This is a genomic window from Flavobacterium sp. (genome assembly GCF_046317795.1).
Taxonomy (GTDB): domain Bacteria; phylum Bacteroidota; class Bacteroidia; order Flavobacteriales; family Flavobacteriaceae; genus Flavobacterium.
Map to the genome: position 1 here is coordinate 1 of NZ_JBKCVI010000140.1, position 11,173 is coordinate 11,173.

10 protein-coding genes are annotated in these 11,173 nt (G+C 37.7%); 3 read left to right on the forward strand and 7 right to left on the reverse strand.

What is annotated here, in order from left to right:
* Nucleotides 1-1,398: secretion protein (locus ACK5ON_RS08330; protein ID WP_409821595.1), on the reverse strand; the 1,398-nt coding region annotated here is incomplete at its 3' end.
* Nucleotides 1,399-1,454: 56 nt separating this feature from the next.
* The gene (locus ACK5ON_RS08335) at nt 1,455-1,784 is read right to left on the reverse strand and encodes a hypothetical protein (protein WP_396175830.1); all 330 of its coding nucleotides are present in this window, start codon (nt 1,782-1,784) and stop codon (nt 1,455-1,457) included.
* 31 nt (nt 1,785-1,815) lie between these two features.
* On the opposite strand from ACK5ON_RS08335, the gene ACK5ON_RS08340 reads away from it, so the two are divergent.
* The 3 genes from ACK5ON_RS08340 to ACK5ON_RS08350 are packed head-to-tail and all read left to right on the forward strand — an operon-like array spanning nt 1,816 to nt 4,570.
* Nucleotides 1,816-1,992: a DUF5522 domain-containing protein gene (locus ACK5ON_RS08340; RefSeq protein WP_396175818.1), complete on the forward strand. Its 177-nt coding sequence runs from the start codon at nt 1,816-1,818 to the stop codon at nt 1,990-1,992.
* Between the two features lie 55 nt (nt 1,993-2,047).
* Nucleotides 2,048-4,024, forward strand: a complete 1,977-nt coding sequence (locus ACK5ON_RS08345) for a urocanate hydratase (RefSeq protein ID WP_409821598.1) — start codon at nt 2,048-2,050, stop codon at nt 4,022-4,024.
* A 15-nt stretch (nt 4,025-4,039) separates the two neighbouring features.
* Nucleotides 4,040-4,570: a DUF4136 domain-containing protein gene (locus tag ACK5ON_RS08350; protein ID WP_409821600.1), complete on the forward strand. Its 531-nt coding sequence runs from the start codon at nt 4,040-4,042 to the stop codon at nt 4,568-4,570.
* 284 nt (nt 4,571-4,854) lie between these two features.
* Here ACK5ON_RS08350 and ACK5ON_RS08355 read toward each other — a convergent pair whose 3' ends face one another.
* The 5 genes from ACK5ON_RS08355 to ACK5ON_RS08375 all read right to left on the reverse strand — a co-directional run bounded on the left by ACK5ON_RS08355 (nt 4,855) and on the right by ACK5ON_RS08375 (nt 10,946).
* Nucleotides 4,855-6,930, reverse strand: coding sequence for a thiamine pyrophosphate-dependent enzyme (locus ACK5ON_RS08355; protein WP_409821602.1), 2,076 nt, complete (start codon nt 6,928-6,930; stop codon nt 4,855-4,857).
* Nucleotides 6,931-7,041: 111 nt separating this feature from the next.
* Nucleotides 7,042-8,109, reverse strand: coding sequence for a branched-chain amino acid aminotransferase (locus ACK5ON_RS08360; RefSeq protein WP_409821604.1), 1,068 nt, complete (start codon nt 8,107-8,109; stop codon nt 7,042-7,044).
* A gap of 18 nt (nt 8,110-8,127) precedes the next feature.
* Complete coding sequence (locus tag ACK5ON_RS08365) at nt 8,128-9,447, reverse strand: dihydrolipoamide acetyltransferase family protein (protein ID WP_409821606.1); 1,320 nt, start codon at nt 9,445-9,447, stop codon at nt 8,128-8,130.
* Nucleotides 9,448-9,515: 68 nt separating this feature from the next.
* Nucleotides 9,516-10,121 carry a transferase hexapeptide repeat family protein gene (locus tag ACK5ON_RS08370; protein WP_409821608.1) on the reverse strand — a complete coding sequence of 202 codons (606 nt, stop codon included), beginning with the start codon at nt 10,119-10,121 and terminating at the stop codon, nt 9,516-9,518.
* 75 nt (nt 10,122-10,196) lie between these two features.
* Entirely contained in the window at nt 10,197-10,946 is a 750-nt protein-coding gene (locus tag ACK5ON_RS08375; RefSeq protein ID WP_409821610.1) for an enoyl-CoA hydratase/isomerase family protein, read from the reverse strand.
* Between the last annotated feature and the right edge of the window lie 227 nt (nt 10,947-11,173).

Consider the following 11,173-nt stretch of genomic DNA (forward strand, 5'->3'; position numbering starts at 1 on the left):
TACTTTAATAGTAAAAGTAAACAAACCATTAGTTGCATTTTTAAAACCAATTGGAAATCTTTTATTTTCATCAAAACTAGTCGTTGAGTGAACATAAAGTTCATTGTTTAAAACCAAATACATGTCTGCGATAATATCAGCTTCTGCTGCTGGAAACTTTGAGTCAGCTAAATCGACTCCATCAATGGCAGTTGGAAGAAAACAAACTGCAATTTGTCTAACTGCTTGGTTATTTAAAGATGTATTTACAATAAAATGCGGTGTAGGACTTTTACTTATTTGTGTATAATCTATTCCTGCAACATTAGGTATATCATCAAAAAAACCATGATCCGCCGCTTGAACTGCATTAGAGTTTCTTTCAAATTGTGAGTTGTTTGCAACACCTTCCCTGCGAAAAAGGCGATATGAATTTCGCATTTGAACTGTACCATTAGCTGCACCTCTTACCATAAAACCTTGACCAATTGGCGAAAATCTCCTTTGATAAACATTATTTGGATTACTAAAAACAGATCCTTGATTTCCAGCTAAATCGTAAGTATAAAAAGTAGCTGGAGTATATACACTAGTACTTCCATTATAAACCCCATAGCCGCCTCTATATTGTGCTATATTATGAGAATTTACAGTTTTATCTTGTTCCCAAAAAAGTGCTGTACCATCAATGGCATTATTTAAAGGATCAGTTAGAAAAGAATTTAAATCAATAGCAGAAGAATAAGGATTTCCTGTTAAAGTAAATCTATTCAACCCTACATTTATGGTTATATTTCCATCATTTGGTTTTCCTCTAAAGTCACAACGTTGTGCGCTTCCAGGATTATTAACTACTGGTTCACCAACATTCGTTGCATCTGATCCACTTGTCCCTTTCATGGTAAATCCTTCTCCAGCTTGTATATCTGTATTAGCTTGTGAATGAACCCATTGAGAATAGTTTGTAGAAGACAAAAATCGCCAAATCCAATAGGATGCAATCGCCATTGAACCAGCACTTGAAACGCCATTGAATGAAGCACTGACGATAGCAGGTGTTGAAGCAATATTTGTGGTAGGAACATGTAACATTGTTATACCAAAAGGTTCATTTCCTGGCGTAGCCGAAGCATTCCCAACTGGTGAACACCAATAGTTATAGGCAAAATTATTGACTGTTCCTTCTTGAAAAACAGATAACCTACCTGTTCCTCTGTTTGCTGAAGTACCCGTGGTACCTTGAAGAAGTTGCCCTTGATTTCTTAGATAAAAATTACTGTTTGTCCCATTCAGTTCAACGGCACCAGTAACATAAACATATGAATTTCTATTGAACACATAACTATTATTGCTTACATAAAGTTGCGCTTGTAAATTAACCGATAAGACAAACATATAAACAAACAGTAACTTCCTCATTTTGAAATAATTTTGACATTTGTAAAAGTAGAAAAATAAACTTAAACAAAAAATAATTATTTTTTTATAAATTTAAGATGATTAAGCAAGACCCTATTGTTTAAAAAGTTAATATCTTTCTCATTTTCATAGGCTTCTCTTTCAAACGAAATGTTTCTATATGCTATTTTCCAATCTCTGTATTGAAAAAAGCGAATTACAAATTCTAAGCCATACCAAATAAAAAAAGGCACAAAAAGCAATTCTAATTGCTGACGAAGATGTATTTTTTCATGATTTAACAACACCAAATCATTTTTACTTTCCTTAAATTTTAAAAAAATAAAGGGAAAAACAGCAATGCTATTAAAACCTCTTGGAATTAAATATTTTAAAACGACTAGTATCATTACTTAGAAAGTCTTTAAATTTGTAGCTATGAATGACCAAAATAACGAAAATAAATTAATTGAAGGCGAAGATTATTATTTGACACCTGAAGGATATCGTTGCTTTACTGAAAAATATCACTTAAAACGTGGCTATTGTTGTAAAAGTGGTTGCCGTCATTGTCCATATGGATTTGACAAAAAAACTGGAACTATCAAAAAGTGATTAGTGACGAGTAAGAATAAATAGCCAACAACAAACTATAAATCATTAACTTAAAATGACATTTCAAGAACAAATAGCACAAGGAATTCCATCCGTTCTCCCAAATCCAAAACCGTATGAAGCAGAAATCAACCATGCTCCAAAACGAAAAGAAATTCTATCGGAGGAAGAAAAAAAGTTAGCCCTAAAAAATGCATTGCGTTATTTTGAACCTCATCATCATACAACTCTTTTGTCAGAATTCAAAGAAGAATTAGAACAATACGGACGCATCTATATGTATCGTTTTCGCCCCGATTATAAGATGTATGCCCGACCCATTTCCGAATATCCTGGAAAATGCGAACAGGCCAAAGCCATCATGCTCATGATTCAAAATAACTTGGATTATGCGGTGGCGCAACATCCACATGAATTAATTACCTATGGCGGTAATGGGGCCGTTTTTCAAAACTGGGCACAATACCTATTAACCATGAAATATTTAGCTGAAATGACCGACGAGCAAACCTTAGCTATGTATTCCGGTCATCCTATGGGATTATTTCCATCACACGCAGCAGCGCCAAGAGTAGTGGTTACCAACGGAATGGTTATCCCCAATTATTCCAAACCAGATGATTGGGAGAAAATGAATGCCTTAGGTGTCTCCCAATACGGCCAAATGACCGCCGGAAGTTATATGTATATTGGTCCACAAGGTATCGTTCACGGAACCACCATCACCGTTTTAAACGGATTTAGAAAAATAAAAAAATCTCCCAAAGGTGGATTATTCGTAACCTCTGGATTGGGCGGAATGAGTGGCGCACAACCGAAAGCCGGAAATATTGCAGGGTGTATAACCGTTTGCGCTGAAGTTAATCCGAAAATTACACATATTCGTCACTCACAAGGTTGGATTAATGAAGTAATTGAAAATATTAACCAACTAGTTCCAAGAGTTAAAAAAGCATTAGAAAACAATGAAGTGGTCTCTATAGCTTATCTAGGAAATGTAGTGGATGTTTGGGAACGTTTCGACGAAGAAAATGTGCATATCGATTTGGGTTCCGACCAAACATCACTACACAATCCGTGGGCTGGCGGTTATTATCCAATGGGATTTACTTTTGAAGAGTCAAATGATTTAATGGCGAACAATCCGGATAAATTCAAAGAAGAAGTTCAAAAAACACTGCGTCGTCATGCGGCAGCCATCAACAAACATACCGAAAAAGGAACGTATTTCTTCGATTATGGAAATGCCTTTTTACTCGAAGCTTCTCGTGCTGGAGCCGATGTTTTTGCTGAAAATCATATCGATTTCAAATACAACAGTTACGTTCAAGACATTATGGGACCCATGTGTTTCGATTACGGTTTTGGGCCATTCCGTTGGGTTTGTGCCTCTGGAAAACCAGAAGATTTAGCAAAAACTGATGCCATCGCCTGCGAAGTTCTTGAAGAAATGATGAAAAATTCTCCATCCGAAATCCAGCAACAAATGGCCGATAACATTCAGTGGATTAAAGGCGCACAAGAAAATAAATTAGTGGTTGGTTCACAAGCTAGAATTTTGTATGCCGATTCCGAAGGTAGAATAAAAATAGCTGAAGCTTTCAACCAAGCCATTGCACGTGGTGAAATTGGCTACGTCATTTTAGGTCGTGATCATCACGATGTTTCGGGAACTGACTCGCCTTACAGAGAAACATCTAACATCTATGACGGTTCAAGATTTACTGCCGATATGGCCATACAAAATGTCATAGGTGATAGCTTCCGTGGTGCCACTTGGGTTTCGATACACAATGGCGGCGTCGTGGGTTGGGGCGAAGTAATTAATGGAGGATTTGGTATGGTTCTTGATGGTTCTACAACAGCGTCAAAACGCCTAGAATCAATGCTTTTCTGGGATGTGAACAATGGAATTTCTAGAAGAAGTTGGGCACGAAACGAAGGCGCTATTTTTGCTATAAAAAGAGCGATGGAAACGCAACCTTTATTGAAAGTAACCATCCCTACTATAGTTGATGATGCTTTATTGTAACCAATAATTATAACCATGAAAAAGTTTGTATTTTTTTCGTTTTTCGTAGTGCTACTTTGCTCTTGTAGTGCTGTAAAAGTTTACTCAGATTATGATAAAAAAGTAGATTTTACTTCCTATAAAACCTTCGCTTTTTACAAAGCTGGAATTGACAAAGTTGAAATATCGGATTTAGACAAAAGAAGAATTCTGAACTCTATTGACGAAGTCTTAACTACCAAAGGGTTGACTAAAAGTGAAACACCCGATTTGTTAATCAATTTTTTTACAAAAGAACGTGAGCAAGTAGATGTGAACCAATTCAATATGGGTTGGGGTTATGGCTGGGGTTGGGGTTGGGATCCATGGATGTGGGGTGGAAATACTTCTGTAAACAGATATGTTGAAGGTACATTATTCATCGATTTGATAGATGCTAAGAAAAAAGAATTAATTTGGCAAGGTGAAGGAATTGGTGTTTTAACCAAGGACACGAATAAAAAAGACGCACTAATTAAAGAGTTTGTTACCAAAATTTTGGCGCAATATCCACCGCAGAAGAAGTAATCAGTCTTCCTGTCGGCAGACAAGTGTTCAGTACTTAGTAGGCAGATAAAAATAGAACCGTTACGAGAGTTGCGGTTTTTTTTTTGCCCAGATGGGAACGGCATCCTTTTTATCTCGTTCTTAAAACGAGATAAAAAGATATAGTGGACAGCTGGAAAATGCTCCTAAAAAAAGTAATTATTTTTCAGTTTTTGGTGGTCAGAATACCTCGACTGCACTTCGACTACACTCAGTGTAAATTAGCTCGGCAGGACAACTCAAAACCGACAACCGACAACGGTCAACTAATACTCCAACAATTCCTCCATCTTCAATCTCACTTTATCCGCATTTGGAATCATCGTAAACTCCAAAGTACTATTCAACGGAATCGCAGGCATATTCTCCGAACCAATGACCATTACTGACGCATCGAGGTATTTGAAACATTTTTCTTGAATTAATCCCGCCAAACTTCGAGCAAACGAATTATTCGTTGGTTCTTCGGTGACTAACAAACATTTTTTGGCTTTTTTAACCGATTTAAAAATAGCTTCTTCGTCTAATGGATACAAGGTTCGCAAATCGATAATTTCCACTTGATTTTTCATCGTAGTAGACGCATTCAATGCCCAATGTACGCCCATTCCGTAGGTAATAACGGTAATCGTTTCATTGGTTTCTTGTTCCCAAATCTCTTGAACGATATTTGCTTTTCCAAAAGGCAAGATGTAATCTTCACTTGGTTCGTTTACTCTGGCAGTATCAGTGCCTTTTACTTTACTCCAATACAATCCTTTATGCTCCAAAATGACCACCGGATTCGGGTCGTAATACGCTGCTTTTAGTAATCCTTTTAAATCGGCTCCGTTGCTTGGATAGGCAATTTTGATGCCTCGAATATTCGTCAACACACTTTCTACAGACGAAGAGTGATAAGGACCACCACTACCATAAGCACCAATCGGAACACGGAGAATCATACTCACCGGCCATTTTCCATTCGTTAAAAAACATGAGCGGCTTACTTCGGTAAACAATTGATTCAGTGCTGGCCAAATGTAATCGGCAAACTGAACCTCGACAATTGGTTTTAAGCCAACAGCCGACATTCCTACCGTTGAACCCACAATAAACGCTTCTTGAATGGGTGTGTTAAAAACGCGTTCGTCTCCGAATTTTTGCGCTAAGGTTGCAGCTTCCCTGAAAACACCGCCCAATCTTCCGCCTACGTCTTGACCGTATAACAAACATTCTGGGTGTTTATTCATTAATTCTTCCACAGCAAATAGTGCACAATCCACCATCACTACTTTATTTTCCCGCTCTGGATTTCGTTCGCCTACCTCCTCTGTAATTGGTGTTGGTGCAAAATCGTGCGTAAATAAATCTTCGGGTTTTGGATCTTCGGCTAGTTGTGCTTTTTCGAAATCTTTTTGAACAGTCTCAATTGCCTTTTTTTCTATTTCTAAAATCTGAAAATCTGAAAATCCGCAGTCCTTTAATTGTTTCATCAAAACCGGAAACGGATCTCTCGATTGCGCTTCTTCCAAATCATCACGATACCATTCCATTCGAACTCCCGATGTATGATGATTCAATAGCGGCACTTTAGCATGAATCAAAAACGGGCGACGTTCTTCGCGTATCGTTTTCACTACTTTTTGAACCGCTAAATAACTTTCCGTAAAATTTGATCCGTCGATAGAAATTGCTTCAATTCCGTGAAACCCTTTGGCGTATTCAAACGCATTTTGCGCTCGGGTTTCAGCTGCATTTGCCGAAATATCCCAACCGTTATCCTGAACTAAATATACTATTGGTAATTGTTTTAAAGCCGCCATTTGGAGTGCTTCGGCAACTTCACCTTCGGTCACCGAAGCATCGCCAAGCGAACAAACAACGAGCCCTCTACCCCCCAAAGGAGGAATTTCATTAGCAAACGTGCACCTTTGGGGAGTTGGGGGGCTTTTTTCTTTATACCAAAATCCCATTGCAGCTCCCGTTGCCGGAATGGCTTGCATCCCGGTGGCAGAAGATTGGTGTGGAATTTTGGGCTTATCAACATCTTTCAAACTCGGGTGACAATAGTAGGTTCGACCCCCTGAAAATGGGTCGTTCTTTTTTGCCATCAATTGCAACATCAAATCATAAGGTTGCATCCCTATTCCCAATAGCACCGCATCATCACGATAGTATGGAAAAACATAATCTTGGGGTAACAACTGCATCGCCATTGCAATTTGAATGGCTTCGTGCCCGCGCGAAGTGGCGTGAACGTATTTGGAAACTATTTTAAAATTATCTTCATACAAATTGGTCATCGCCTTGGCAGTGGCCATTGTTGAAAATGCTTTTTCTAGTATTTTTTTATCTAACATTTATTTTCGATTTGATAATCTGTATCTTTTCTGATTTTTGGAACACAGATTGGAGAAATTAGAGAAATTTTTATAATCTGTTGAATTTCTTATATCTGTGTTGCTGAAAAATTACTTTGCTTCTACAATCCAACCGAATTCATCTTTGACATCTTGAACTTTTATGGCATTCAAGGTATCGTTGACCATTACTGAAACTGGGTTTTCTGATGGAAATACAATAGCTAAATCATTGTTTCCTATTTCTTCAATCATGGCAATTCCAACAGCTGTTCCAGTTCCGAAAGCTTCTTCTAAAGTTCCGTTTTGATACGCTTCAATTATTTCAGTAATAGAGATTGGTCTCTCGGTTACTTCAAACCCTTTGCTTCGTAATAAATCAATTACACTCATTCGCGTTATTCCAGATAAAATAGAACCCGTTAAACTTGGGGTAATGAACTTACCTCCTATTTTGAAAAAAATATTCATCGTTCCAACTTCCTGAATATAATCAAAATGATGAGCATCTAACCACAACACTTGGTCGTATCCTGCTTTTTTTGCATATTCTGTCGGGCGAATTGCTCCGGCATAATTTCCCGCAGCTTTTGCTTCTCCTGTTCCACCATTTACGGCGCGAACGTATTTTTTCTCGGCGTATAATTTAATTTTTTTATGGAAGAAAGGTCCAGCAGGTGAAGCCATAATAATAAACTTAAAACTAGTTGCCGCACGCATTCCGATAAATGGTTCATCGGCATACATAAACGGGCGCAAATACAAAGCGCTGCCTTCCTGTGTGGGAATCCATTCTTTTTCTAATGCCGCGAATTGTTTTAACGCTTTCACAAATAAATCTTCCGGAAACAAAGGCATTCCCATTCGGTTTGCACTAAAATTCATTCGTTTGGCATTCTCGTTTGGACGAAATAATAAGGGTGTTCCGTCTTTTCCCAAGGTGGCCTTCATACCTTCAAAAATCGCCTGACCATAGTGCAATGCCATTGCTGCAGGATGAGTCGGGATTAAAGCTAATGGCTCAATTCTTGGATTTTGCCATTCGCCGTTTTGATAATCACAAACGAACATATGGTCTGAAAATCGGGTTCCCATTATGATATTGTGAAAATCAACTTCACTCGCTTTTGATTGCGCTACTTTTGTTATTTTAATAGATGTTGTCATTATATCTTGCATACTAAAAATAGTTTTGGGTTAAATTTCCCCTTCGGGGGTTAAGGAGCTAAATTGTTCTAAATAATCGCCTGCTTTTCGCAAAAAAGATCCTCCCAAAAATCCATCAACCACACGATGGTCAAAGGATAAAGAAAGAAACATCATACTGCGGATAGCAATTTCATCGCCTTTGGAAGTCGTAATCACTTCTGGACGTTTTTTAATAATTCCGAGGGCTAAAATCGCTACTTCGGGTTGGTTGATAATAGGCGTTCCCATTAAGCTTCCAAAGGTTCCTACATTGGAAATCGTAAATGTACTTCCTTGAATTTCTTCTGGTTTTAATTTATTATTTCGGGAAGCTTCAGCTAAATGATTGACTTCTTTTGCTATGGCTCCCAACTCTTTTTCATTGGCATTTTTCACCACGGGAACAATTAAGTTCCCACTTGGTAAAGCGGTTGCCATTCCGATATTAATGTCTTTATGAACAATGATATTTTTTTCATCTACTGAAACATTAATCATTGGAAAATCCTGAATGGCTTTGGCTACAGCCAGAACAAAAAATGGGGTAAAGGTTAATTTTTCGTTGTATTTCTGTTGAAATTGATCTTTGTTTTCGTTTCTCCAATTGACCAAATTCGTGACATCAACTTCAATGTAAGAAGTCACGTGTGGCGACGTTTGTTTGGAGTATACCATGTGATCGGCAATCATTTTTCGCATTCTGTCCATTTCAACGATATGGTCTTTTCCTTCAACAAAATTGATTTTGGGTTTTGGATAGTCCCTCGACTGCGCTCGGGATGACAACCCCTGAATTTCAGACGGGTTGCTTGGGATGGGATATTTTCTATTTTTCAAATAATTAAAAACATCACTTTTCTGTAATCTTCCCTCAGCTCCTGAACCCGGAATGGATTGCAGTTCTTCTATGGAAAGATTTTCTTTTTGTGCTATTGAAATTATTAATGGCGAAATGAAAGCATCCGAGTTGCGAGTTTCGGGTTTCGAGTTTCGAGTTTCGGGTTTTGTATTTGAAACGACTTCTGCTTTCTTACTAATTTGTTGACTATTTTCTACTTTAGTTAAAATCTGCTGACTGCCATCTGAAACCTGACTTGAATCTATCAAGGCCAAAACAGTTCCAACCTCAACCACGTCATCTTTCTGAAAATGAATTTCGGTTATGATACCTGATACTGGCGAGGGCACATCGTTGTCTACTTTGTCGGTAGCGACTTCAACAATAGTTTCGTCTGCTACTATATAGTCGCCTACTGATTTCAACCAGGAAATGATGGTCGCTTCGGTTATGCTTTCACCCATTTTGGGCATTTTGAATTCTGTTATCATTTTTTTGAGATGAAAGAGAATAGAATAAAGAAAATAGACTTTTCAATCGGTCTATATTCTTTTCTCTATTATCTATTTTCTTTTAATTTAAATTCTTCTAATGTTTTGTAAAACGCTTCTTGAGTTGGTCTGTCTTTTGGAATTTCTCGCAAAGGTTCAACAGCTTTCAATGTTTCATAACACTCCTTTGGCAATTGTTGATATAATGCTGTTCCTTTGGTTTTCCAATCGAACATTTCATCGGAAACGTCTTTTATGATTGTTGCCGGATTTCCAACTACCATTTTTCGGTTTGGAATTTCCGTTCCGGCTTTTATGAAACTTAATGCTCCTATGATGCATTCATCACCTACATTCACGTCATCCATAATTACGGCGTTCATTCCGACTAAACAATTTTTACCAATATTGGCTCCGTGAATAATCGAACCATGACCAATGTGCGCTCCGGCTTTCAGCACCATTGACTTTCCAGGAAACATGTGAATGGTGCAATTTTCCTGAACATTACAACCATCTTCAATAATGATTTCGCCCCAATCGCCTCGAATGGCGGCACCTGGACCTACGTAAACATTTTTTCCAATAATCACGTTACCCGTTACCGCGGCTTGCGGATGGATGAAACTGCTTTCGTGGATGACTGGGATGAACCCTTTGAATTCGTATATCATTTTTTTTGAATAATGAATTGTTGTATAATGTATATTGCTCTTTTCAGTATTCAATATACATTTTACAGTATACAATTACTTAAATTTCTTCAACGTTTCTTTAGTAAAATCAGACAATACTAATCTTCCGCTGATGGCTGCTCTTTCTGCTAGTAAATTGTCCCAATCTTCGGTGCCTCGCCAAAATATTTTTTTCATTTCCATCATGGCTTCAGGGTTGTAGGTACATAAATGTTCGGCGAATTTTTGAACGGCTTCGTCCATTTCTTCTATACTTTCGAATACACTTGCATACAAACCTTTTTCTCTTGCCCAAGTTGCTTCATAAAACGTATTGGCGTCTATGGCAATTTGTGACATGGCGGAAACCCCCATTTTTCTTTCGATAGCTGGTGACACTACAAATGGTCCGATTCCGACGTTTAATTCGGATAATTTTATAGCGGCAAATTGTGTTGCCATGCAATAATCGGTTGCAGCTGCTATTCCCACTCCACCACCAACGGTTTTCCCCTGAATACGTCCGATGATAAACTTTGGACATTTTCGCATGGCATTGATTACGTTGGCAAAGCCAGAGAAAAATATTTTTCCGGTTGCGGCGTCGTTGATGGAGATTAGCTCTTGAAAACTAGCCCCAGCACAAAAGGTTTTGTCACCACCGCTTTTTAGGATTATTACATTTACTTCCTTATTATTTCCAACACTGTTGATTGTTTCTACCAATTGCGCTAAAATATGTCTAGGAAAAGAATTCTTTTCTGGAAGAAAAAACTCGATGGTGGCGATGTTGTTTAGTATTTCTTGATTTACGTATGCGTTCATTTTTATTTAAAGTGTAAAGTTTTTTAAACCATTAAGAAATTAAGTTTCATTAAGTTTTTTTGCCACGGATTGCACAGATTTAACTGATTTAGGCTGATTTTCCATTTATTCTAAAATTCTAGCCCTGATAGTAGTGGAAATCCTTTTCTTTTTTCTTAAAAAAAAGAAAAGATTGCAACGAATAGCAGGATTAGCTCCAAATTATTATTCTACAAAATATTAAATTG